The sequence below is a fragment of the Comamonas sp. 7D-2 genome (genome assembly GCF_022749555.1).
Taxonomy (GTDB): Bacteria; Pseudomonadota; Gammaproteobacteria; order Burkholderiales; family Burkholderiaceae_C; genus Comamonas; species Comamonas thiooxydans.
This window is the reverse complement of record NZ_CP094238.1, coordinates 1183516-1206484: the sequence shown is the minus strand read 5'-3', so window position 1 is coordinate 1206484 and position 22969 is coordinate 1183516. Positions and strand designations below refer to the sequence as shown.

Annotated in this window: 21 protein-coding genes; 12 read left to right on the top strand and 9 right to left on the bottom strand. The window is 61.0% G+C overall.

Annotation, left to right across the window (positions count from 1 at the left end; all coding sequences use genetic code 11):
- Positions 1 to 89: 89 nt before the first annotated feature.
- The 3 genes from MPZ60_RS05440 to MPZ60_RS05430 all read right to left on the bottom strand — a co-directional run bounded on the left by MPZ60_RS05440 (position 90) and on the right by MPZ60_RS05430 (position 4070).
- A complete protein-coding gene (locus tag MPZ60_RS05440; RefSeq protein WP_034359745.1) occupies positions 90 to 1286 on the bottom strand; it encodes a hypothetical protein in 1197 nt (398 codons plus the stop codon).
- 91 nt (positions 1287 to 1377) lie between these two features.
- Positions 1378 to 2712 carry a homoserine dehydrogenase gene (locus MPZ60_RS05435; protein WP_003064309.1) on the bottom strand — a complete coding sequence of 445 codons (1335 nt, stop codon included), beginning with the start codon at positions 2710 to 2712 and terminating at the stop codon, positions 1378 to 1380.
- Positions 2713 to 2780: 68 nt separating this feature from the next.
- On the bottom strand, positions 2781 to 4070 hold the full coding sequence (locus tag MPZ60_RS05430; RefSeq protein WP_003057902.1) for a pyridoxal phosphate-dependent aminotransferase: 1290 nt from the start codon (positions 4068 to 4070) through the stop codon (positions 2781 to 2783).
- A gap of 166 nt (positions 4071 to 4236) precedes the next feature.
- Between MPZ60_RS05430 and MPZ60_RS05425 the strand changes: the two genes are divergently transcribed.
- The 4 genes from MPZ60_RS05425 (at position 4237) to MPZ60_RS05410 (ending at position 7571) form a co-directional block, all read left to right on the top strand.
- A complete protein-coding gene (locus tag MPZ60_RS05425; protein ID WP_003064306.1) occupies positions 4237 to 4605 on the top strand; it encodes an Mth938-like domain-containing protein in 369 nt (122 codons plus the stop codon).
- 139 nt (positions 4606 to 4744) lie between these two features.
- Complete coding sequence (locus tag MPZ60_RS05420; protein ID WP_003057908.1) at positions 4745 to 5233, top strand: peroxiredoxin; 489 nt, start codon at positions 4745 to 4747, stop codon at positions 5231 to 5233.
- Positions 5234 to 5453: 220 nt separating this feature from the next.
- Complete coding sequence (locus MPZ60_RS05415; RefSeq protein WP_034359743.1) at positions 5454 to 7166, top strand: PhoH family protein; 1713 nt, start codon at positions 5454 to 5456, stop codon at positions 7164 to 7166.
- Positions 7167 to 7571: a hypothetical protein gene (locus tag MPZ60_RS05410; RefSeq protein ID WP_034359741.1), complete on the top strand. Its 405-nt coding sequence runs from the start codon at positions 7167 to 7169 to the stop codon at positions 7569 to 7571.
- A gap of 157 nt (positions 7572 to 7728) precedes the next feature.
- Here the strand turns inward: MPZ60_RS05410 and dnaB are convergent, their stop codons facing one another.
- From dnaB to rpsF, 5 genes are all read right to left on the bottom strand, one after another.
- Positions 7729 to 9162: a replicative DNA helicase gene (gene dnaB, locus MPZ60_RS05405; RefSeq protein WP_034359740.1), complete on the bottom strand. Its 1434-nt coding sequence runs from the start codon at positions 9160 to 9162 to the stop codon at positions 7729 to 7731.
- A 150-nt stretch (positions 9163 to 9312) separates the two neighbouring features.
- Positions 9313 to 9765 (bottom strand): 50S ribosomal protein L9, encoded by a 453-nt coding sequence (gene rplI / locus MPZ60_RS05400; RefSeq protein ID WP_003064296.1) that lies wholly within the window; start codon positions 9763 to 9765, stop codon positions 9313 to 9315.
- 11 nt (positions 9766 to 9776) lie between these two features.
- On the bottom strand, positions 9777 to 10058 hold the full coding sequence (rpsR, locus tag MPZ60_RS05395) for a 30S ribosomal protein S18 (protein WP_003057920.1): 282 nt from the start codon (positions 10056 to 10058) through the stop codon (positions 9777 to 9779).
- 18 nt (positions 10059 to 10076) lie between these two features.
- On the bottom strand, positions 10077 to 10367 hold the full coding sequence (gene priB, locus MPZ60_RS05390; protein ID WP_003064293.1) for a primosomal replication protein N: 291 nt from the start codon (positions 10365 to 10367) through the stop codon (positions 10077 to 10079).
- 20 nt (positions 10368 to 10387) lie between these two features.
- Complete coding sequence (rpsF, locus tag MPZ60_RS05385; RefSeq protein WP_003064289.1) at positions 10388 to 10750, bottom strand: 30S ribosomal protein S6; 363 nt, start codon at positions 10748 to 10750, stop codon at positions 10388 to 10390.
- Positions 10751 to 11064: 314 nt separating this feature from the next.
- Between rpsF and grpE the strand changes: the two genes are divergently transcribed.
- From grpE to dnaJ, 3 genes are all read left to right on the top strand, one after another.
- Positions 11065 to 11610: a nucleotide exchange factor GrpE gene (gene grpE / locus MPZ60_RS05380; protein WP_012837282.1), complete on the top strand. Its 546-nt coding sequence runs from the start codon at positions 11065 to 11067 to the stop codon at positions 11608 to 11610.
- 125 nt (positions 11611 to 11735) lie between these two features.
- On the top strand, positions 11736 to 13679 hold the full coding sequence (gene dnaK / locus MPZ60_RS05375; protein WP_034359738.1) for a molecular chaperone DnaK: 1944 nt from the start codon (positions 11736 to 11738) through the stop codon (positions 13677 to 13679).
- A gap of 100 nt (positions 13680 to 13779) precedes the next feature.
- On the top strand, positions 13780 to 14910 hold the full coding sequence (gene dnaJ, locus MPZ60_RS05370; RefSeq protein WP_034359736.1) for a molecular chaperone DnaJ: 1131 nt from the start codon (positions 13780 to 13782) through the stop codon (positions 14908 to 14910).
- Between the two features lie 65 nt (positions 14911 to 14975).
- On the opposite strand, the gene MPZ60_RS05365 is transcribed toward dnaJ, so the two are convergent.
- Positions 14976 to 16280 carry a tetratricopeptide repeat protein gene (locus MPZ60_RS05365; protein WP_080746198.1) on the bottom strand — a complete coding sequence of 435 codons (1305 nt, stop codon included), beginning with the start codon at positions 16278 to 16280 and terminating at the stop codon, positions 14976 to 14978.
- A gap of 350 nt (positions 16281 to 16630) precedes the next feature.
- Here MPZ60_RS05365 and MPZ60_RS05360 point away from each other — a divergent pair, with 350 nt between their 5' ends.
- From MPZ60_RS05360 to asd, 5 genes are all read left to right on the top strand, one after another.
- Positions 16631 to 17599 carry a LysR family transcriptional regulator gene (locus MPZ60_RS05360; protein ID WP_003064272.1) on the top strand — a complete coding sequence of 323 codons (969 nt, stop codon included), beginning with the start codon at positions 16631 to 16633 and terminating at the stop codon, positions 17597 to 17599.
- A 57-nt stretch (positions 17600 to 17656) separates the two neighbouring features.
- Positions 17657 to 19078 (top strand): 3-isopropylmalate dehydratase large subunit, encoded by a 1422-nt coding sequence (gene leuC, locus MPZ60_RS05355; RefSeq protein WP_034359734.1) that lies wholly within the window; start codon positions 17657 to 17659, stop codon positions 19076 to 19078.
- 125 nt (positions 19079 to 19203) lie between these two features.
- On the top strand, positions 19204 to 19860 hold the full coding sequence (gene leuD, locus MPZ60_RS05350) for a 3-isopropylmalate dehydratase small subunit (protein WP_003057935.1): 657 nt from the start codon (positions 19204 to 19206) through the stop codon (positions 19858 to 19860).
- A gap of 290 nt (positions 19861 to 20150) precedes the next feature.
- Complete coding sequence (gene leuB, locus MPZ60_RS05345) at positions 20151 to 21227, top strand: 3-isopropylmalate dehydrogenase (RefSeq protein ID WP_034353433.1); 1077 nt, start codon at positions 20151 to 20153, stop codon at positions 21225 to 21227.
- A gap of 375 nt (positions 21228 to 21602) precedes the next feature.
- Positions 21603 to 22715 (top strand): aspartate-semialdehyde dehydrogenase, encoded by a 1113-nt coding sequence (asd, locus tag MPZ60_RS05340; RefSeq protein WP_034353430.1) that lies wholly within the window; start codon positions 21603 to 21605, stop codon positions 22713 to 22715.
- Positions 22716 to 22969 lie beyond the last annotated feature (254 nt).

Genomic DNA, 22969 nt, shown 5'->3' with positions numbered 1-22969 from the left:
CGACCATTATCGGTCAGCAAGCCCGATTTGACTGTGCGCGAATGCAGAGACCGGCCAACGCCATTGCCTCATATCGTGCCGGAAGGGGCTCAGGGCTGGAAATAGCGTTGCGCCCCCGGCTTGGTATAGGCCTTCAGCTCCTTGAACGGGACACTGACGCCGCTGCCAAGGCACACACCCATGGCATGGCCTATGCCTGAAATCACAAAGCTCATCTTGTCGGGCTTGTCGAACATCAGCGCCATGTACTGGGGCAGCAACTCGGTGCACTCCTTGTCATCCTCGGAATGCCGGTTCACGGCCTTGCTCAGAAAACGCGACAGCCGATCACCATACTCCAGCTTGTACTCGCCATATTTCACGTCCTTGAGCAGGCGGGTGAAGTCCATATAGCCGCCCCGCAGCAAGTCCAGCACAAAGGGGTCGTAATGATTGTTGGGGTGCGCGCCACCGCAACCGGTTGAACCGGACTCCACCACACTCATCAAGGCGCTTGAGAGGTAGGTCACCTTGATCGACTCGTTATTGAAGTCCCCCAGTGAGCCTGCCGCCGGGCCAGCGTTCTGGTAGATCGAGCCCACACAGGCCAGCGCCTCCAGACTCATGGCCCAGTGGCGCTGCTCCAGAACGGTATTGGTCTGCGCCAGAATTCTGCTATCCGGGTGACGCGTGAGGCGCGGATACCAGAACTGGGTACGCGCATCGCGCACCGGCCTCCAGGCCAACGTGGGGCTGACCACCACTTCCTTGCCCTGCTCCAGCTTTTGCTCGGCCACTTTCAGATAGTCGTAGGGCGTGACCTGTGCCGAGATGGCAACGCCCGATGCAATACCGCTGCCCGCACCTTGCACAATCGCCAACGTCACGGCCTCCACACCGAATGGCGCTATCTTTTCAGGGTCGTACTGCGCAATATGGGTAAGGGCTAGCGGCAGTTTTTTGCCGTGAATATCATCCACCCACTCACCTGCCAAAGCACTGCCTTGCTGGCGCAGTTGCCAAACGATGCGGCGCTGTTGGGAGTCGGTCAACACGGGAGGCTCGCCACCGCTTTCACGCGCCCAGTCGTTATTCAAAGGACGTGCCTCAGACAGCGCATTCAGCGAGCCCCGGAGTGGAATATCCACTCCATGCCGCAGATAGAAATAGCGCCCCTGGCGTTCACCACCCTCGCCCGGCTTACCCAGCTCCATCACCACCGCCGAGCCGCCCAGCGTGCCACGATAGACATCGACGGGCGCCGCTTGCGCACCCGCCGCCACCAAAAACAAAAAGGCTGACGCCATAGGGCGCCAGCCTTTGAAGGAGTTTGCAATACCGACACCGCACTGAACAGGGAATAAACCGGTTTGAGTGCGACGGTACATGCTCAAGTCCTTAGTTCAGCTCTTCCTTGCGGATGCGGGTGATGGGAGCCAGCACCGTGGGCAGCCCCTGGATTTCGGCCAGGGCCTTGTCCATATCACCTTCGCGCGTGTCGTGCGTGAGAATGATCAGGTCGGTCTGGGTCGAGCCTTCGCCGCCCACTTCATCGGCTTCGCGCTGCAGCACGGCGTCGATGCTGATGCCGGCACCCGCCAGCAGGCCGGTGATCTTGGCCAGCACTCCGGCTTCGTCGGCCACGCGGATGCGCAGGTAGTAGCTGGTCACGACCTCGGCCATGGGCAGCACGGGCAGCTCGCTGCCAGCGGCAGCCAGGCTGCTGCTCTGGAAGGCCAGGGCTGGCACGCGGTGGGCAGGATCGGAGCCGTCCATGCGGGCGATATCCACCAGGTCGGCCACCACGGCGGAAGCGGTGGGCTCGGACCCGGCGCCCTTGCCGTAGTACAGCGTGGTGCCCACGGCATCGCCGTTCACCACCACGGCGTTCATCGCGCCTTCCACATTGGCGATCAGACGCTTGGAAGGCACCAGCGAGGGGTGCACGCGCAGCTCGATGCCCTTGTCCGTGCGCTTGGTGATGCCCAGCAGCTTGATGCGGTAGCCCAGTTGCTCGGCGTAGCGGATATCGGCACCGGCCAGCTTGGTGATGCCTTCCACATAGGCCTTGTCGAACTGCACGGGAATGCCGAAGGCAATCGCGCTCATCAGCGTGGCCTTGTGGGCCGCATCCACACCCTCGATGTCGAAGGTGGGATCGGCTTCGGCATAGCCCAGACGCTGCGCTTCCTTGAGCACCACGTCGAAGTCCAGGCCCTTGTCGCGCATTTCGGACAGGATGAAGTTGGTCGTGCCGTTGATGATGCCGGCCACCCACTGGATGGAGTTGGCGGTCAGGCCTTCGCGCAAGGCCTTGATGATGGGAATGCCACCGGCCACGGCAGCTTCATAAGCCACCATCACGCCCTTCTCGGCCGCGGCCTTGAAGATTTCCGTACCGTGCACGGCCAGCAGGGCCTTGTTGGCGGTCACCACATGCTTGCCGGCCGCGATGGCTTCCAGCACCAGGGCCTTGGCAATGCCGTAGCCGCCGATCAGCTCGACCACCACATCGATATCGGGGTTGGCGATGACTTCACGTGCATCGCCGACCACCTTGACCTTGTCACCCACCACGCTCTTGGCGCGTTCGGTATCCAAGTCGGCGACCATGGTAATTTCAATGCCACGACCCGCACGACGGCGAATCTCGTCTTGGTTGCGTTCCAGCACATTGAAAGTACCGCTGCCTACGGTGCCAATGCCCAACAGGCCTACTTGGATGGGTTTCATAAGTTCTAAGGTCAAAAAAGCGCTGAAGCGCTTGAAAATCAAGCGCCACCAGCTATCAAAAAGATGAGTTACGCGGCTTTCTCAGCCTTGGCAGGCTTAAGTGCCTTTTCTGCCGGCACTGCCTTGGGCTTGTCCGTGCCATGGCGCTTGCGGTACTTCTCGAGGAAGGCTGCCAGCCGGTTGATGGCCTCGCGCAGATCTGCCTCATGCGGCAGGAACACGATACGGAAGTGATCAGGCTCGGGCCAGTTGAAACCCGTTCCCTGCACCAGCATGACCTTGGTTTCCTGGAGCACTTCGAGGAAGAATTCCTGGTCGTCCTGGATCGGGTAGACGGCTGGATCGAGGCGCGGGAACATGTACAGCGCGCCCTGAGGCTTGACGCAGCTCACGCCGGGAATGGCGTTGATCAGCTCCCAGGCCAGATCGCGCTGCACGCGCAGGCGACCGCCTTCCTGCACCAGAGCATCGATGCTCTGATGACCGCCCAGTGCCGTCTGCACCGCCCATTGGCCGGGCACATTGGCGCACAGGCGCATGTTGGAGAGCATGTTCAGGCCCTCAATGTAATCCTTGGCGGGCTTTTTGTCGCCCGAGATCACCATCCAGCCAGCACGGTAGCCGCAGGAGCGGTAGGCCTTGGAGAGGGAATTGAAGGTGATGGTCAGCACATCGATGGACAGGCTGCCCAGCGGCGTGTGCTTGGCATCCTCGTACAGCACCTTGTCGTAGACCTCGTCTGCGAAGATGACCAGGCCATGTTCGCGCGCCAGCTCCACGATCTGCAGCAGCAGCTCCCTGGAGTACAGCGCACCCGTGGGGTTGTTGGGGTTGATGACGACGATGCCCTTGGTGCGCGGCGTGATCTTGGCGCGGATGTCATCCATATTGGGCATCCAGCCATTGGACTCGTCGCACATGTAATGCACGGGCGTGCCGCCGGACAGGCTGGTGGCAGCCGTCCACAGCGGATAGTCGGGCGCAGGCAGCAGCATCTCGTCGCCGTTGTCCAGCAGCGCGTTGGTGGCCAGGCTGATCAGCTCCGAAGCACCGTTGCCCAGATAGATGTCGTCCAGCGTCACGCCCTTGATGCCCTGGCGCTGGGTTTCATGCATCACGGCCTTGCGCGCCGCGAAGATGCCCTTGCTGTCGGAGTAGCCTGCCGAGTTGGGCAGGTTGCGGATCATGTCCTGCTGCACTTCCTCGGGAGCATCGAAGCCGAACACGGCCAGATTGCCGATATTGAGCTTGATGATCTTCTGGCCGTCGTCCTCCATCTTCTTCGCCGCGTCCATGATCGGCCCGCGGATGTCGTAACAGACGTTTGCTAACTTGGCGGATTTTTGAACGGTTTTCATGCGAATCAATGCAAAAGGATTTCAGGCACGCCAGGGCGCATTAAACGCCATGGTGAAACCTATAATTTAAGCACAGTTCCGCGCTGCAGCAATGTCCCCACCCTCTCTGTATGGAGACAGCAGCCATCGCACCCGTCCAGCGCGCCGATTGCGCACACTCTCCATCATGAAATTTCAGGCAGACAAATCCGATGCGCAAACCATCACCGGCTATGGCCCGGGCTGGATCGCGGTTGACAAGCAAAACCACGAAACCAGTCTGCTGGTCGGGGCCCGCGGCCTGCTGACCGAGTGGAACTGCGCCCGTTTCGAAGACCTGACGGCCGAGCATTTCGAGGAGCTCGCCAAGCTGGATGCGGAAGTCGTCCTCTTTGGCAGCGGCAGCAAGAACCGCTTTCCACCCGTGGCCTGGCTCAAGCCGCTGATCGCCAAACGCATTGGCCTGGAAAGCATGGACACCGCCTCGGCCTGCCGTACCTATAACGTTCTGGCCAGCGAAGGCCGCAACGTAGTCGCAGCCCTGCTGCTAGCATAGACTTCTGAGCTTACATTGAGAGAAATACGTATTTCAGGGTAAAATCGCAGGTTGCGGTTGGGGGCGATCGATTGATAAAAACAAAAATACCACCGACGCCCTCGGCATTTCAACGAACACACCCGAGAGATACAAGCGCATGGCGATCGTTGTCAACAAACCACTCCCAGAATTTGAAGCCAACGCCACCGGCGGCGTCAAGGTGTCCAACACCTCGCACAACGGCCAGATTCTGATCCTGTATTTCTACCCCAAGGACAACACGCCGGGTTGTACCACGGAAGCAATGCAATTCCGCGATAAGTACAAGGATTTCGTGAAGGCTGGCGCCACCGTGTTCGGTGTGTCGCGTGACAACATGAACTCGCACAACGACTTCAAGGAAAAGCTGGAACTGCCGTTCGAGCTGATTGCCGACACCGAAGAAAAGATGTGCCACATGTTTGGCGTGGTCAAGAACAAGATCATGTACGGCAAGAAGGTCAAGGGCATCGAGCGCTCCACCTTCCTGATCGGCGCCGACGGCATCCTGATGCAGGAATGGCGCGGCCTGAAGGTCCCCGGCCACGTGGACGAAGTACTCAAGGCCGTCAAAAGCCTGAAGACTCAAGACAAGAAGGTGGCCTGAGCCTAGCCCGGGACTGAAACCTTGCAATCATCTACACGCAAAGTATTTCAAAGTCTTTAAACAAGGCAAAACAGGAAATACTGCTTCAGGCCCTCGGAGCCTATGCATAATGGGGCATGCCTCAGTGCTACGCAGTATTCTCTGTTCACCCCACCAAAGCCGCCTCGGTTTCCAGGCGGCTTTGTGCTTTTTGAATCTTGTTGAGAACGGTTCGTCCACTATGCCCCTGCCCCCCGCACCCGGCCACCGCGCCGCAAAGCTCTCCGCAGAAGCCTTTTCGTCCATCCGCAAGCCTGCCAAGCAGACTGCAGAACTTGACGAGGATCTGAACCCCTCCAACGGAGCCGCCCTGAGTGCGGCTCCTGAGCCCGCCCCTGCAGTCACCAAGTCCCGTCGCAGTGCCAGCAAGCCCACTGTCGCTGCAACTGCTGCAGCCAAGGCGCCGCGCAAGACCGCTGCCACAACCGCCGCTGCAGCACCTGCCAAACCCGCCGACGCGACTGCCAAGCCTGCTCGCCGCGCCCGCAATACGCGCACCGGCCCGACCACGCTGTTCGTGCTGGACACCAATGTGCTGCTGCATGACCCCAGCAGCCTGTTCCGCTTTGAAGAGCACGACATCTTCCTGCCCATGGTGGTGCTGGAAGAACTGGACAACCACAAAAAGGGCATGACCGAGGTGGCGCGCAACGGCCGCCAGGTCAGCCGCACCCTGGACTCCCTGGTTGCATCCCAGCCCGCCGACGGTCTGGAAAAAGGCCTGCCGCTCAATGCCACGGGTCAGCGCAGCGCCACCGGCACACTGTACTTCCAGACCAACCCTCTGGATGCATCCCTGCCCGAGAGCCTGCCACAGGGCAAGGCCGACAACCAGATTCTGGGTGTGGTCGCAGCCCTGCGCGAGCAGCACAAGGATCGCGAAGTCGTGCTGGTGTCCAAGGACATCAATATGCGCGTCAAGGCGCGCGCCCTGGGCCTAGCCGCCGAGGACTACCAGAACGACAAGGTGCTGGAAGACGGCGATCTGCTGTACTCGGGCGCACTGGCCCTGCCCCACGACTTCTGGGCCAAGGCCGGCAAGAATGTGGAGAGCTGGCAGGAAGGCGCCATCACCTACTACCGCGTCAGCGGCGCCATCGTCGACCAGTTGATGATCAACCAGTTCGTCTACTACGAAGCACCGGGCGAGCCCAGCCTCTATATGCGCGTGACCGAAATCCGCGACAAGACGGCCGTGCTCAAGACGCTGCGCGACTTCGGCAACCCCAAGAATGCCGTCTGGGGCGTGTCCACACGCAATCGCGAGCAGAACTTCGCCATGAACCTGCTGGTCAACCCCGAAGTGGACTTTGTCACACTGACAGGCACGGCAGGTACCGGCAAGACCCTGCTGGCCCTGGCCGCCGGCCTGGCGCAGGTGCTGGACGAACGCCGCTATACCGAGATCATCATGACCCGCGCCACCGTGAGCGTGGGCGAAGATATCGGCTTCCTGCCCGGCACGGAAGAGGAAAAGATGGGCCCCTGGATGGGCGCTCTGGACGACAACCTGGAGTTCCTGGCCAAGGGCGACGGCGGCAATGCCGGCGAGTGGGGGCGCGCCGCCACCAACGAGCTGATCCGCAGCCGCATCAAGATCAAGAGCATGAACTTCATGCGCGGTCGCACGTTTCTGAACAAATACGTCATCATCGACGAGGCCCAGAACCTGACCCCCAAGCAGATGAAGACCTTGATCACACGTGCCGGCCCCGGCACCAAGATCATCTGCATGGGCAATCTGGCCCAGATCGACACGCCCTACCTGACAGAAGGCAGCTCGGGCCTGACCTATGTGGTGGACCGCTTCAAGGGCTGGCCCCATAGCGGCCATATCACGCTGGCGCGCGGCGAACGCTCGCGCCTGGCTGACTTCGCCAGCGAGGTGCTGTAAGTGGCGAGCTGGATCGCGGCACTCAAGCTCGTGCCCTGGGGCGAGGTCATCAAGGCCACGCCTCAGGTGGTGAAGGCCGCCCAGGGCATGCTCAAGAAGAAAGAAGCCCAGGCCGAGGCGCGCGAGCAGGACGCCAGCGCGCAAAGCGCTGCGCAGCGCATCTCGCCACCGGCCTCCGCCGGCGAGCAGGCGCTGCTGCTGATCCAGCAGCAGGAGGAGCGCATCGGCCAGCTCGAGCAATCGCAGCGCCAGTCGCTGGAGATCATCGAGAAGCTGGCCCAGCAAAATGCCCAGATCGTCGCAACCGTGGGCGCGCTGCGCATAGGTGCACAGCGCCTGGCCTGGGCCTGCGGCGTGCTGGGACTGTGCGTGATCGGTCTTGGCATCTACCTGTTCAGCCGCTAACCCCGCAGCTGCTCAAAAAACAAAGCCCGCAAGGTCTGTGCCTTGCGGGCTTTTCTTATGTCCTTCAATTTGATAGCTGGCAGCGCTTGATATTCATAGTTTTCATATTCATAGAGTTATGAAACCCATACTCCAAAAGCGCTAACAGCTATGATTTTTAGTATTCATCCGTGCCGTAGCCCTGCGCCAGATTCTCGAAACGCGTCTGGTTCTTCTGGAAGAAGAGCTTCACCGTCCCAGTCGGCCCATTACGCTGCTTGCCGATGATGACCTCGGCAATATTGGGCTCCTTGCTCTCTTTGTTGTAGTAGTCGTCGCGGTAGATGAACATGATGATGTCCGCGTCCTGCTCGATGGCGCCCGATTCACGCAGGTCGGACATCATGGGGCGCTTGTCGGTACGCTGCTCCACCGAGCGGTTGAGCTGGGACAGCGCAATCACCGGGCATTGCAGCTCCTTGGCCAGCATCTTCAAGCCCCGCGAGATTTCGCCCAGCTCGGTGGCTCGGTTGTCGGAACTGGCTGCAGATCCCGATCCGCTCATCAGCTGCAGGTAGTCGACCACGATCAGGCCCAGCTTGCCGCACTGGCGCGCCAGACGACGCGCATTGGCACGCAGCTCGGTTGGAGACAGGCCAGGGGTTTCGTCGATATGCAGCGACACGGTGCGCAAGCGCTCGATGGCCTCGGTCAGACGCGGCCACTCGTCGTCGCTGAGCTTGCCGGTACGCAGATTGCCCTGATTGACGCGGCCGATGGAGCCGACGATACGAACCGCCAGCTGGGCCGCGCCCATTTCCATGGAGAAGATGGCGACCGGCAAGCCTTCATTGAGCGCCACATGCTCGGCAATATTCACGGCAAACGAGGTCTTGCCCATGGAGGGACGCGCCGCCAGCACCACCATGTCGCCGGCCTGCAGGCCCGATGTCATGCGATCCAGATCGACAAAGCCCGTGGGCACGCCGGTCACATCCATGGGGTTGTCGGCCATCTCCTGGACCCGGTCCAGCAGATCCACCACCAGCGAATCCAGCGACTGGAAGCCCTGCTTGTTACGCGCCCCCTCCTCGCCAATCGCCATGATCTTCTGCTCGGCTTCGTCGAGGATGCGTTCCACGGTCTTGCCCTGCGGATTGAAGGCATTGGTCGCGATGTCGTCGCTGGCCGTGACCAGCTTGCGCAAGATGGCGCGCTCGCGCACGATTTCCGCATAGCGGCGGATATTGCTGGCACTGGGCACATACTGCGCCAGCTGGTTCAGGTACATCAGGCCGCCGATTTCCTCGGCCTTGCCCATGCCCTGCAGATGCTCATAAACCGTGATCACGTCAGCCGGCTTGCTGGCATTGATCAGCTTGCCGATGGCTTCGTAGATCAGCTTGTGCTCGTGCCGGTAGAAGTCGCCGTCGCCAAGCAGATCACCAACGCGCTCCCAGGCATTGTTGTCCAGCAGCAGACCGCCGAGCACCGAAGATTCCGACTCCATGGAGTGCGGCGGCACACGCAGTTGCGCCACCTGCTGATCGGCAGTGGGAACCGGGGCGAATGCATCATCTTGCAGATCAAGCGGGGGCATTACTGACGACATGAGACTCCTAGAGACAAGTCCTCCATCGTAGCGGGAGGCGGTGGCGACGTCACGGCGGGTGACGATAAAAACGCTGGCGAGACAAACAATTACCAGAAAACAAAAAACCGCCCGAAGGCGGCTTTTTGCCAATTCAGAACAGAGCCTGAATTAGGAGTGGTCGCCGTACACGGAGACGGCCACTTCTGCAGCCACGTCGGTGTGCAGAGCCACCACCACAGTGGCGTCGCCAACGGTCTTGATGGGGCCGTTGGGCATGCGCACTTGCGACTTGTTCACTGCGAAACCGGCCTTGACCAGTTCTTCAGCGATGTCGGCGTTGGTGATGGAACCAAACAGACGACCGTCAACGCCAGCCTTCTGAGTGATCTTCACGTTCACGCCGTTGAGCTTTTCGCTCAGTTCTTGAGCGGCAGCCAGCTTCTCGGCGGCAGCCTTTTCCAGCTCAGCGCGCTTGGCTTCGAATTCAGCCTTGGCAGCAGCTGTTGCACGACGTGCAGCGCCGGAGGGGATCAGGAAGTTACGAGCGTAACCGTCCTTGACCTTGACGATATCGCCCAGGTTACCCAGGTTCACAACCTTTTCGAGCAGAATGATTTGCATAGTCGTGCTCCTTAGATCTTGTGCTGGTCAGAGTAGGGCAGCATAGCCAGGAAGCGAGCGCGCTTGATGGCTGTGTTCAGCTGACGCTGGTAGATGGCGCGCGTGCCGGTCAGGCGTGCGGGCACAATCTTGCCGTTTTCGGCGATGAAGTCACGCAGGGTGTCGACATCCTTGTAGTCGATTTCTTCGACGCCGGCGACTGTGAAGCGGCAGAAACGCTTGCGCTTGAACAGCAGCGACTGGGTGTTGCGCTTAGGACGCTTGTCCTTGTTGAATTTCTTGAACGTGGCCATTGCTGGACCTCTTGAAAATTAATTTTGTTGAATATCCTGAATGTGTAAAACCAGCATCTTGCTATTGCGCGGCGTGGCCAGAAAACCTTGAAAGGTCCATTGGCTACCGGGTGCTTGGCGGGCCAGCTTTTCAGCCAGGGCGCCAAAGGCAACAGCCTTGACAGATGCATTCACGTTGCGCGCACTGCCCAGCTCTTGTTGCTGCGAACTGTGTTCAATTCGCAAATCCAGGGCCGGCAATCCGGCGGGCGTGTAGCGCAAAGCAGCTTGCTCTACGAGAAGGCCCGTCAATACAACGCGGTTTTCCACTCCTTCAGTGTCTGATGCTATTAAGCGTGCTCAGCCTGGTTGGCCTTGCGGGCTTCTTCGCGCTCAACGCTCTTCATCATGGCGGAAGCAGCTGTTTCAGCCTTCTTCTTCTGCACAGTCAGGTGACGCAGCACGGCATCGTTGAACTTGAAGGCGTGTTCCAGTTCAGCCATCACAGCCTGGTCGGCTTCGATGTTCAGGCACAGGTAGTGAGCCTTAGCGAGCTTGTTGATCATGTAAGCCAGCTGACGACGGCCCCAATCTTCTTCGCGATGCACCTTGCCGCCACCAGCGGCAATCATGCCCTTGTAGCGCTCCAGCATCGCGGGAACTTGTTCGCTTTGATCCGGATGGATCAACAAAATGATTTCGTAATGACGCATAACGACTCCTTTTGGGTAAACGCCGCCCACTGCGTCTGTAGCGGTGCGGCAAGGCAAAACGTGAGATTCTAGCCGAGTGACAGACTATCTGTACACTCTGGGGCCTATAAACCTGCGATTAGCATTGGTCAATCAAGGCGAGATGTCTTGAAATCACAAGTACTCACTCCCCTGTAATGTCCCGCAAATGCTGCAGGCTCACCCCAGCCGCTGCGCCCGCCGCCCTTTATTGGGCGGCACGGGTCTTGAAATAGACCTGGCGGAGCGCATCTGGCAGACAGATTGTCTTAAGTTTTGAGAAACCTTCACCAACTATGACCGAGAACCACAACCCCAACACCATCAACGACGCCAGCCCCGAGGAACTGGAAGCGGCCCTGGCAGCCAATGCGTCGGACGAACTGGGACGTCTGCAGGCCGAGCTGGAAGAACTCAAGGCCAAGAGCGCCGATCTGGCCGACCAATACCTGCGTGCCAAGGCCGACGCCGAAAACATGCGCCGTCGCGCCGAAGAAGAGGTCGCTAAGGCACGCAAGTTCGGCATCGAGAGCTTTGCAGAAAGCCTGCTGCCCGTGATCGACAGCCTGGACGCGGCCCTGGCCATCCAGAACGCCACGCCCGAACAACTGCGCGAAGGCTCGGACGCCACGCTACGCCAGCTGAATTCGGCCCTGGAACGCAACAAGGTGCTGGCCATCAATCCCGCTGCGGGCGAGAAGTTCGACCCTCACCACCACCAGGCCATCTCCATGGTTCCCGCCGACCAGCCCGCCAACACCGTGGTTGCCGTGCTGCAAAAGGGCTATGTGATCGCCGACCGCATCCTGCGCCCCGCGCTGGTGACCGTTGCCCAGGGCTGAGCCGGCTAGACACCCCAAAAAAACAACCGTCAGGGCAAAAAATAGTAAGTGACGGCTCTTGAAGCCGGCCACTACGCCCACAAGTGACGAATCAAGCAAACATTCAACAGATTACGGAGAGAATTATGGGAAAAATCATCGGTATTGACCTGGGTACCACCAACAGCTGCGTCGCCATCATGGAGGGTAACAACACCCGCGTGATCGAGAACAGCGAAGGTGCCCGCACCACCCCCTCCATCGTTGCCTATCAAGAAGACGGCGAAATCCTGGTCGGCGCATCCGCCAAGCGCCAGGCCGTCACCAACCCCAAGAACACCATCTACGCTGCCAAGCGCCTGATCGGCCGCAAGTTCGCCGAAGCCGAGGTGCAAAAGGACATCGACCTGATGCCCTTCCAGATCGTCAAGGCCGACAACGGCGACGCCTGGGTGCAAGTGCGCGACCAGAAGCTGGCTCCTCCCCAGATCAGCGCCGAAGTGCTGCGCAAGATGAAGAAGACCGCCGAGGACTTCCTGGGCGAAGCCGTGACCGAGGCCGTCATCACCGTGCCCGCCTACTTCAACGACGCACAGCGCCAGGCCACCAAGGACGCCGGCCGCATCGCGGGTCTGGAAGTCAAGCGCATCATCAACGAACCTACCGCAGCTGCCCTGGCCTTCGGCCTGGACAAGGTGGGCAAGGGCGACCGCAAGGTGGCCGTGTATGACCTGGGCGGTGGTACGTTCGACGTCTCCATCATCGAAATCGCCGACGTGGACGGCGAAAAGCAGTTCGAAGTGCTGTCGACCAACGGCGACACCTTCCTGGGCGGCGAAGATTTCGACCAGCGCATCATCAACTACATCATCGACGAGTTCAAGAAGGAACAAGGCGTTGACCTGTCCAAGGACGTGCTGGCCCTGCAGCGCCTGAAGGAAGCTGCCGAAAAGGCCAAGATCGAGCTGTCGAACTCCGCACAGACCGACATCAACCTGCCCTACATCACCGCCGATGCCACAGGCCCCAAGCACCTGAACATCAAGCTGACCCGCGCCAAGCTGGAATCGCTGGTGGACGATCTGATCGAGCGCACGATTGCGCCTTGCCGCACCGCCATCAAGGATGCAGGCATCTCGGTCTCCGACATCCACGACGTGATCCTGGTCGGTGGCATGAGCCGCATGCCCAAGGTGCAGGAAAAGGTCAAGGAATTCTTCGGCAAGGATCCCCGCAAGGATGTGAACCCCGACGAAGCCGTGGCCGTGGGCGCTGCCGTGCAGGGCCAGGTGCTGGGTGGCGAGCGCTCCGACGTGCTGCTGCTGGACGTGACTCCCCTGTCTCTGGGTATCGAAACCCTGGGCGGCGTCATGACCAAGATGATCAGCAAGAACACGACCATTCCCACCAAGTTCGCGCAGACCTTCTCCACGGCTGAAGACAACCAGCCGGCCGTGACCATCAAGGTGTTCCAGGGCGAGCGTGAGATCGCCAGCGCCAACAAGATGCTGGGCGAGTTCAACCTGGAAGGCATTCCGCCCGCAGGTCGTGGCGTGCCCCAGATCGAAGTGACCTTCGACATCGACGCCAACGGCATCCTGAACGTGTCTGCCAAGGACAAGGCTTCCGGCAAGGAAAACAAGATCACGATCAAGGCGAACTCTGGCCTGTCGGAAGAAGAAATCCAGAACATGGTCAAGGATGCTGAGCTGAACGCAGCCGACGACAAGAAGAAGCTGGAGCTGGTGACTGCAAAGAACCAGGGCGAAGCCGCTGTTCACAGCGTCAACAAGAGCCTGGCCGAGCATGGCGACAAGCTGGATGCCGCCGAAAAGAGCGCCATCGAAGCTGCCGTCAAGGAGCTGGAAGAAGCGCTCAAGGGCGAGGACAAGGACGCCATCGACGCCAAGACAACGGCCCTGATGACGGCCAGCCAGAAGCTGGGCGAGAAGATGTACGCCGACGCACAGGCCGCTGGCGGTGCCGAAGCTGCTGCTGCCGCAGCAGCAGCCTCCGCCGGTGCCAGCGCATCGGCTGCCGCTGACGACAACGTGGTTGACGCCGAAGTCAAGGAAGTCAAGAAGGACTAAGCGCGGGCAGGTCCTGGCCTCAAACCATTGACCGCTTGCCGCCGCGCCGGGCTCTCAGGAGCTGGCGCGGCGTTCCTGTTCCATCCGACCGAAAACTCACATGTCCAAACGTGACTACTATGAAGTTCTGGGCGTTGCCAAAAGCGCCTCGGACGATGACATCAAGAAGGCCTATCGCAAGCTGGCGATGAAGTTCCACCCTGACCGCAATCAGGGCGACAAGGCCAAGGAAGCCGAGGAAAAGTTCAAGGAGGTCAAAGAGGCCTACGAGATGCTTTCCGACAGCCAGAAGCGCGCGGCCTACGACCAGTACGGCCATGCCGGCGTGGATCCCAATCGCGGCATGGGCGGCGGCGAGGGCTTTGGCGGCTTTGCCGAGGCCTTTGGCGACATCTTTGGCGATATGTTCAACGGTGGCGGCCGCGGCGGTCGCGGCGGCCGTCAGGTCTACCGCGGCAACGACCTCAGCTATTCCATGGAAATCACCCTGGAAGAGGCTGCCAAGGGCAAGGATGCCCAGATCCGCATTCCAAGCTGGGACAGCTGCGACACCTGCAGCGGCAGCGGCGCCAAGCCCGGCACCAGCACCAAGACCTGCACCACCTGCAACGGCATGGGCACGGTACAGATGCGCCAGGGCTTTTTCAGCGTGCAGCAGACCTGCCCGCACTGCCGCGGCACAGGCAAGATCATCCCCGAGCCCTGCACGTCCTGCGGCGGCCAGGGCAAGGTCAAGCGCCAGAAGACGCTGGAAGTGAAGATTCCCGCCGGCATCGACGACGGCATGCGCATCCGCTCGGCCGGCAACGGAGAGCCCGGCACCAATGGCGGCCCGGCAGGCGACCTCTATATCGAGATTCGCGTCAAGGACCACGACATCTTCGAGCGCGACGGTGACGATCTGCACTGCAATGTGCCCGTGAGCTTCATCACCGCCGCTCTGGGCGGCGAGATCGAAGTGCCCACGCTGCAAGGCAAGGCGGCGATCGACATCCCTGAAGGCACGCAAGCCGGCAAGCAGTTCCGCCTGCGCGGCAAGGGCATCAAGGGCATTCGCTCCAGCTACCCCGGTGATCTGTACTGCCACATCGTGGTGGAGACTCCGGTCAAGCTCACCGAGTACCAGCGCAAGCTGCTCAAGGATCTGGACGAATCGCTCAAGAAGGGTGGCTCCAAGCATTCGCCCAGCGGCGAAAGCTGGACGGACCGCCTGAAGAGTTTCTTCAGCTAGGCCCCTGCACCCAACAAAAAGCCCATCGGCAGTGCCTGATGGGCTTTTTTTTCATGGCTCGCCAATCACTCCTTGGCGGGCTTCCAGTTGCGCACCTCGCGCTGCACCTTCAGCCGTTCTGCGGGGCCCAATGCCTGCTCGGCCGTCTGCATGCGGCTTTGCAGCGAGGGATCCTTGGCATGAGCGATAGCCAGCCAGAAATAGGCCTTGCCCATGTCTTTCTGCACGCCCTGACCGCTGACATACATGGCTGCCAGATTCGACTGTGCCAGGGTGTAGCCCTGCTTGGCGGCGCGATCGAACCAGCGCGCCGCCTGGCCTGCATCCTGCGGCACGCCCTGGCCGTTGGCATAGAGAAAACCCAGAGACGACTGAGCCGCCGCATTGCCCTGACCGGCGGACTTCTCCAGCCACCGCGCCGCGCGCGTCAGATCCTGCGGCACCAGCGCGCCTACGGCATAGATCATGCCGGTGTTGTACTGGGCGTCGGCATGGCCTTTCTCGGCCGCCTGTTCAAACCACTGCAGGGCGGCCCGGCCATCCTCCTTGACGCCCCGGCCGCTTGAGAGCATCACTCCCAGGCTGTACTGGCCTGCAGCCTCGCCACTTTTGGCCGAACGCTCGAACCATTTCACGGCCTGCGCATCGTCTGCGGCCACGCCACGCCCCTCGGCATACATCAGCCCCAGATTGTTCTGCGCAATGCCGTCGCCCTGATCCGCCGCCTTGCGGTACCAGTTCACGGCCTGCACTTCGTCCAGAGTCACACCCCGCCCGTTGGCGTAGAGCACTCCCAGGTCGGATTGCGCAGGTGCATAGCCCTGGTCGGCCGACTGGCGATACCAGTGCACGGCCTGTGCCAGATCCTGGTTCACGCCCTTGCCAAAACGGTAGCGCGAGCCCAGCAGATACTGGGCCTTGGCGTCGCCCGTCTGTGCTGCTGCACGCATGGCGGCCAGTTCCTTGGCATCTTCGGCCTGATTGTTCCTGGCCTCCGGCGTCCAATGCTCACGACCCAGCGGAGCTGCCGCTGCCGCACCTGCTGCCGCAGCACCAGCGACCGCTGCATTGCGGCCGGTGCGTCCTTTTTTACCGGCCTTGCCGGCGGACTTGGCCGATGAAGATTTGGCGGCACCTGCAGTCGTGCTCTTGGTGGGCTTGGACGATTTGGCTGGCGCGGCCGCACTGGACTTGGCCGGGGTCTTGCCTTTGGCCACAGCTGGCAAGGCAGTGCCGCCCAGAGCCAGCGCAGCTGTCAGCAGGCAGACCTGACCCCAGCCACGGCTGCGGTGCAAGAGGAGCGACCCCGAAGCCATAGCTGGCAACTCGGAAGGCTCACTGTCGGACATCGGATGATTGGGAACTCTCATGACTCACATTTTTGCAGCGAATAGCGTCGATTCCTGGCTGCTTTACTGACGATTTACTTTGTAAAAAAATGCCGGAACTCAGGCACCTGAAAAACTTTTGTTCCTCAGACCTGATCAGGCTTGAACGATTCTGGCATCTAGAGTCTTCGCTATGAAAATGCAAGTACACAAGACTGACAAATGCAACATCGCTTCCCCAGGTTTCGCCAAGTCATCGCAAAGCAAGAAATCACCCATCTCCAAAATTTACCCATCGCCAAGCAAGACATCTCATTCAAAGATGGATGCAGCTAGATTAATCGGTAAAAATGCTGAAAACTTCTCGAAACGAGAAGACTTGAGCCTACCCCATGAAGAATTCAGAGCGCAGTTTTGCGCGCCGCATCGATCTCACCTCGCTTCAGCTGTTCGTCGCCGTGTGCGAACTGGGCAGCATTGGCCGCGCCGCTGAACGCGAGTTCATTGCAGCCTCGGCCGTCAGCAAGCGGCTGTCCGACCTGGAAGCGACGGTGGACACAGCCCTGCTCTATCGCCACAGCCGCGGCGTGACGCTAACGCCGGCCGGCGAGAGCCTGCTGCACCATGCGCGCAATGTGCTCTACGGGCTGGAGCGCATGCAGGGCGAGCTCTCCGAATACGCCGACGGCGTGCGCGGCCATGTGCGCATGCACGCCAATATGTCGGCCATCGTGCAGTTTCTGCCCGAAGACCTGGGAGCCTTTGCGCGCGAACACAGCCAGATCAAGATCGATCTGCAGGAGCACCTGAGCCCCGACGTGCTGAGCGCCGTGGCCGAGGGCACGGCCGATATCGGCATCTGCACGCTGGGCAATATCAGGAGCAGCGAAGGCAATCAGGCCACCGTGCAACTGACCCAGGGCAATGTGCCGCTGCAGTACCGCAGCTATCGCAAAGACCGACTGGTCGTCGTCGTGCCCGAGCGCCACGCCCTGGCCGACCGCGAAAGCGTCGCCTTCACGGAAGTGCTGGAATGGGACATCGTCAGCCTTCATGCGGGCTCCTCGATCAGCCTGGCCATGCGCGCTGCTGCAGCCCAGGCAGGCCACCCGCTGCACCAGCGCATCCAGGTCACCAGCCTGGACGCCATGTGCCGCATGATCGACAACGGCCTGGGACTGGGCCTGCTGCCCGACCGCGCATTCGAGCTGATGCATGGCGTGGGCCATCTGCGCGCCGTGCAGCTCACCGACGACTGGGCGCACCGCGAACTCTGCGTGGTGGCCCGCGACTTCGAAGCGCTGCCGGTGACCACCCGCCTGCTGGTCGATCACCTCTGCCCCGCCAGCGCCAAGGCTTGAAACATCGCATCAAGCCACAACAGAATCCTCCCAACAAACCAACCTCACGAGACCACCATGGGACGCACCCTCTACGACAAGATTTTTGACGAGCACGTCGTTCACACCGAGGAAGACGGCACCTCCGTCCTCTATATCGACCGCCATCTGGTGCACGAAGTCACCAGCCCCCAGGCCTTCGAAGGTCTGCGCATGGCCGGCCGCAAGCTGTGGCGCGTCAGCTCGGTCGTGGCCACGGCCGACCACAACACCCCCACCGACGGCTGGGAGCGCGGCTATGACGGCATTGCCGACCCCATCAGCAAGGAACAGATCACCACGCTGAACAGCAATATCGCCGAGTTCGGCTCGGCCGCCTTCTTCCCCTTCATGGACAAGGGCCAGGGCATTGTCCACGTCATGGGCCCCGAGCAAGGCGCGACCCTGCCCGGCATGACCGTGGTCTGCGGCGACAGCCACACCTCCACCCACGGCGCTTTCGGCGCGCTGGCCCACGGCATCGGCACCTCCGAGGTCGAGCATGTGATGGCCACCCAGACCCTGCTGGCCAAGAAGGCCAAGAACATGCTGGTGCAGGTCAACGGCAAGGTCGCGCCCGGCATCACCGCCAAGGACATCGTGCTGGCCATCATCGGCAAGATCGGCACCGCCGGCGGCACGGGCTACACCATAGAGTTTGCCGGCGAAGCCATCCGCGACCTGAGCGTGGAAGGCCGCATGACGGTCTGCAACATGGCCATCGAAGGCGGCGCTCGCGCAGGTCTCGTGGCCGTGGACGACAAGACCATCAACTACATCAAGGGCCGCCCCCTGGCGCCCACGGGTGGCGAATGGGATGCCGCCGTCAGCTACTGGAAGACGCTGCATTCCGACGCCGATGCGAAGTTCGACCTCGTGGTGGAGCTGAACGCCGCCGACATCGTGCCGCAGGTAACCTGGGGCACCAGCCCCGAGATGGTGCTGGGCATCGATGCCGCCGTCCCCGATCCCGACAAGGAAAAAGACTCGAACAAGCGTGGCGCCATCGAACGTGCGCTGACCTATATGGCACTGGAACCCGGCAAGCCCATCAACGACATCTTTGTCGACAAGGTGTTCATCGGCTCCTGCACCAACAGCCGCATCGAGGACATGCGCGAAGCCGCGGCCGTGGTCAAGAAGCTGGGCCAGAAGGTCGCCAAGAACATCAAGCTGGCCATGGTCGTGCCCGGCTCCGGCTTGGTCAAGGAACAGGCCGAGCGCGAAGGCCTGGACCAGATCTTCAAGGCCGCCGGCTTTGAATGGCGCGAACCCGGCTGCTCCATGTGCCTGGCCATGAATGCCGACCGCCTGGAGCCCGGCGAGCGCTGCGCGTCGACCTCGAACCGCAACTTCGAAGGCCGTCAGGGCGCTGGCGGCCGCACCCACCTCGTCAGCCCCGCCATGGCCGCTGCGGCAGCCATCCACGGCCACTTTGTCGACATCCGTAAATTTGCGTAACCCCCTGAGTCGCTGCGCGTCTTCCCCCAAGGGGGACGACGGCCTTTGCTGCGGGGCGGCCCTTGCTGGCCGTCTCTGATGCAAGACGCGAACGTCGCCAAGACTAAAGATTCTGGAATCACACCATGCAAAAATTCACCGTGCACAAGGGCCTCGTTGCCCCCATGGACCGCGAGAACGTCGACACCGACGCCATCATCCCCAAGCAGTTCCTCAAGTCCATCAAGAAGACCGGCTTCGGCCCCAATCTGTTCGACGAGTGGCGCTATCTGGACCAGCCCGGCCAGCCCGGCGTACCCGAAGCCGACCGCAAGCCCAATCCCGACTTCGTGCTCAACCAGCCCCGCTTCAAGGGCGCCAGCATCCTGATCGCGCGCAAGAACTTCGGCTGCGGCTCCAGCCGCGAGCACGCGCCCTGGGCCCTGGACCAGTACGGCTTCCGCGCCATCCTGGCCCCCAGCTTTGCCGACATCTTCTTCAACAACAGCTTCAAGAACGGCCTGCTGCCCATCGTGCTGCCCGAGGCTACGATCGACCAGCTGTTCAACGACGTCGCGGCCTTCCCCGGCTACGAGCTGACCATCGACCTGGAGCGCCAGGTGATCCTGAGGCCCCAGGGCGAAGAGATCGCCTTCGACGTCATCGCCTTTCGCAAATACTGCCTGCTCAACGGCTTCGACGATATCGGCCTGACCATGCGCCATGCCGACAAGATCAAGGCCTTCGAGGCCGAGCGTCTGGCACAAAAGCCCTGGCTGGCGCATACCTTGATTCAGAAGTAACCCCCTGAGCCGCTTTGCCTAGGCGGCCCCGCGGCTTCCCCCAGAGGGGGACGACGGCCTTTGCCGCGAGGCTGCTCTTGCTGGCCGTCTCTCACTTGGGCCATGCTGGAGGTAAGGTTCTCTGCTGTGCCGGTCTCACTCAGTTGAGGGATGCCCGCCTCTTGAGCCCGAAGTAAAACTATCAATAAATGAGCTGCTTACGATTGTCATCAATAGACTTCGATAGAGATTCAATCTGAAATCTATGAATAAAGAGCGCAAACAGCTATCAAATTAATCAAAGGAACATCATGAAGATTGCAGTTTTGCCCGGTGATGGCATCGGTCCCGAAATCGTTGCGGAAGCCGTCAAGGTGCTTGAGGCCCTGAATCTGGGTCTGGAGATGGAAACCGCTCCCGTGGGCGGTGCAGGTTATGAAGCTGCCGGCCACCCCCTGCCTCCTGCCACGCTGAAGCTGGCCCAGGAAGCCGATGCGATCCTGTTCGGTGCCGTGGGCGACTGGAAGTACGACACGCTGGACCGCCCCCTGCGTCCCGAGCAGGCCATCCTCGGCCTGCGCAAGGCCCTGGGCCTGTTCGCCAACTTCCGCCCCGCCATCTGCTACAAGGAGCTGACCCATGCTTCCAGCCTCAAGCCCGAACTGGTGGCGGGCCTGGACATCCTCATCATCCGCGAGCTGACCGGCGATATCTACTTCGGCCAGCCGCGCGGCCGCCGTGTCGCTCCCGACGGCCACTTCCCCGGTGCCGAGGAAGCCTTCGACACCATGCGCTACACCCGTCCCGAGATCGAGCGCATCGCCCATGTCGCCTTCCAGGCCGCCCAGAAGCGCAGCAAGCGCGTGACCAGCGTTGACAAGGCCAATGTGCTGGAAACCTTCCAGCTCTGGAAGGATGTGGTCAGCGAAGTCGCCAAGCAGTACCCCGACGTGGCCCTGGACCATATGTACGTGGACAACGCCGCCATGCAACTGGTCAAGGAACCCAAGCGCTTCGACGTGGTGGTGACCGGCAATATGTTCGGCGACATCCTCTCCGACGAAGCCTCGATGCTGACCGGCTCCATCGGCATGCTGCCCAGCGCCAGTCTCAACGACAAGAAGCAAGGCCTGTACGAACCCAGCCACGGCTCGGCTCCCGACATCGCCGGCAAGGGCATTGCCAATCCTCTGGCCACCATTCTCTCGGCCGCCATGATGCTGCGCTTCAGCCTGGGCCAGGAAGCCGCCGCCCAGAAGATCGAAGCTGCCGTGCAAAAGGTGCTGGCCGATGGCCTGCGCACCGCCGACATCTACAGCGAAGGCACGACCAAGGTCAGCACCCGTGAAATGGGCGATGCCGTGGTCAAGGCACTGGCAGGAGTCTGAGGCCCGGAAACCGCTGATGCCAGGCCACCGCCGCAAAGCGGTGGCTTTTTTGTTCGACGCAATTTTCGGCGCCAAACAAAACAAAACGTCAAAAATAAATCATTTATTTCGACGTTTTGACTAGAGTTTCAAGCACTTTTAATTCTTCAAGCTTTGGCTCTAGTCGCTAGAATGACAACTCTTATGTTTGCCGCACGCACCTTCGCTCCCGAGACCCTCACACCCGCAAAGCTTGCCGGTGTGAATGCGCGCGCAATCACCATTAAGACGATTACAGGCTGACCCAGCCCGGTTCGTCGCGCGCCCCTTCCGGCCCTGACGAGCCGGACGAAGCAGTCTCAAGCTACTGTTTTCAAAACTGAAAAGGCGTTTCAAATGAGCAAGCAATTGGTAGGTTTGGTGGGCTGGCGCGGCATGGTCGGCTCCGTGCTGATGGATCGTATGCAGGCCGAAGGCGACTTCGCACTGATCGAGCCCGTGTTCTTCTCCACCTCCAATGCCGGCGGCAAGGCCCCGTCCATGGCCACGGTGCACACCGAGCTGAAGGACGCCAACGACATCGCCGAGCTGTCCAAGTGCGACATCATCATCACCTGCCAGGGCGGCGACTACACCAAGGAAGTCTTCCCCAAGATCCGCGCCGCCGGCTGGAACGGCCACTGGATTGACGCAGCCTCCTCGCTGCGCATGGAGAACGACGCCGTCATCGTGCTGGACCCCGTCAACGACGACCTGATCCAGCAAAAGCTGGCTGCCGGCGGCAAGAACTGGATTGGCGGCAACTGCACCAACTCCATCCTGCTGATGGGTCTGGGCGGTCTGTTCAAGGCCGGTCTGGTGGAATGGGTCTCTTCCATGACCTACCAGGCCGCATCGGGCGGTGGCGCCAACCACATGCGCGAGCTGCTCAAGGGCATGGGCGTGGTGCACGCCGCCGTGGCCGACGAGCTGGCGACTCCTGCTTCCGCGATTCTCGAAATCGACCGCAAGGTGGCCCAGACCATCCGCGAAGATGTGCCCACCGAATTCTTCGGCGCGCCTCTGGCCGGCGGCCTGATCCCCTGGATCGATGTGCAGCTGCCCAACGGCCAGTCCAAGGAAGAATGGAAGGGCCAGGCCGAGGTCAACAAGATTCTCGGCACCGAAGCCACGATCCCCGTCGACGGCCTGTGCGTGCGCATCGGCGCCATGCGCTGCCACTCTCTGGCCCTGACCCTGAAGCTCAAGAAGGACCTGCCCCTGGAAGAGATCGAGGCCCTGATCAAGGGCGGCAATCCCTGGGTCAAGTTCGTGGCCAACGACCGCGCACTGACCGTCAAGGAGCTGACTCCTGCTGCCACCACCGGCGGTCTGGAAGTGGCCGTCGGTCGTGTGCGCAAGCTCAACATGGGCCCCGAATACGTCTCGGCCTTCGTGATCGGCGACCAGCTGCTGTGGGGCGCTGCCGAGCCGCTGCGTCGCATGCTGCGCATCCTGCTGGCAGCCTGATCCCGTCCACCATCAAGCCTGCGAATGGCTTGATCCAGCACAGCAAAGCGCCAGTCATCCTCGTGATGGCCGGCGCTTTTTTCATGTCCAAGCTCCAGGCTTGGGCGACAATTGCCCGCTTATTCGGGCGAATGCAAACCGTCAGCAAACCTACATTAGGTTTCATCTCGTTGCCAATCGACAACAATTGAGAGCCTTGCCAGCCATGCTTTTGCTCACATTGCAATAGCGTCGTTGACAATGCAAACTGTGTC

Excerpts from the sequence above, each read along its gene's own strand:
- MPZ60_RS05440 (WP_034359745.1), bottom strand. The coding sequence starts at position 1,286 with ATGGCGTCAGCCTTTTTGTTTTTGGTGGCGGCGGGTGCGCAAGCGGCG.
- MPZ60_RS05435 (WP_003064309.1), bottom strand. The coding sequence starts at position 2,712 with ATGAAACCCATCCAAGTAGGCCTGTTGGGCATTGGCACCGTAGGCAGC.
- MPZ60_RS05430 (WP_003057902.1), bottom strand. The coding sequence starts at position 4,070 with ATGAAAACCGTTCAAAAATCCGCCAAGTTAGCAAACGTCTGTTACGAC.
- MPZ60_RS05425 (WP_003064306.1), top strand. The coding sequence starts at position 4,237 with ATGAAATTTCAGGCAGACAAATCCGATGCGCAAACCATCACCGGCTAT.
- MPZ60_RS05420 (WP_003057908.1), top strand. The coding sequence starts at position 4,745 with ATGGCGATCGTTGTCAACAAACCACTCCCAGAATTTGAAGCCAACGCC.
- MPZ60_RS05415 (WP_034359743.1), top strand. The coding sequence starts at position 5,454 with ATGCCCCTGCCCCCCGCACCCGGCCACCGCGCCGCAAAGCTCTCCGCA.
- dnaB (WP_034359740.1), bottom strand. The coding sequence starts at position 9,162 with ATGTCGTCAGTAATGCCCCCGCTTGATCTGCAAGATGATGCATTCGCC.
- rplI (WP_003064296.1), bottom strand. The coding sequence starts at position 9,765 with ATGCAAATCATTCTGCTCGAAAAGGTTGTGAACCTGGGTAACCTGGGC.
- rpsR (WP_003057920.1), bottom strand. The coding sequence starts at position 10,058 with ATGGCCACGTTCAAGAAATTCAACAAGGACAAGCGTCCTAAGCGCAAC.
- rpsF (WP_003064289.1), bottom strand. The coding sequence starts at position 10,750 with ATGCGTCATTACGAAATCATTTTGTTGATCCATCCGGATCAAAGCGAA.
- grpE (WP_012837282.1), top strand. The coding sequence starts at position 11,065 with ATGACCGAGAACCACAACCCCAACACCATCAACGACGCCAGCCCCGAG.
- dnaK (WP_034359738.1), top strand. The coding sequence starts at position 11,736 with ATGGGAAAAATCATCGGTATTGACCTGGGTACCACCAACAGCTGCGTC.
- dnaJ (WP_034359736.1), top strand. The coding sequence starts at position 13,780 with ATGTCCAAACGTGACTACTATGAAGTTCTGGGCGTTGCCAAAAGCGCC.
- MPZ60_RS05365 (WP_080746198.1), bottom strand. The coding sequence starts at position 16,280 with ATGAGAGTTCCCAATCATCCGATGTCCGACAGTGAGCCTTCCGAGTTG.
- MPZ60_RS05360 (WP_003064272.1), top strand. The coding sequence starts at position 16,631 with ATGAAGAATTCAGAGCGCAGTTTTGCGCGCCGCATCGATCTCACCTCG.
- leuC (WP_034359734.1), top strand. The coding sequence starts at position 17,657 with ATGGGACGCACCCTCTACGACAAGATTTTTGACGAGCACGTCGTTCAC.
- leuD (WP_003057935.1), top strand. The coding sequence starts at position 19,204 with ATGCAAAAATTCACCGTGCACAAGGGCCTCGTTGCCCCCATGGACCGC.
- leuB (WP_034353433.1), top strand. The coding sequence starts at position 20,151 with ATGAAGATTGCAGTTTTGCCCGGTGATGGCATCGGTCCCGAAATCGTT.
- asd (WP_034353430.1), top strand. The coding sequence starts at position 21,603 with ATGAGCAAGCAATTGGTAGGTTTGGTGGGCTGGCGCGGCATGGTCGGC.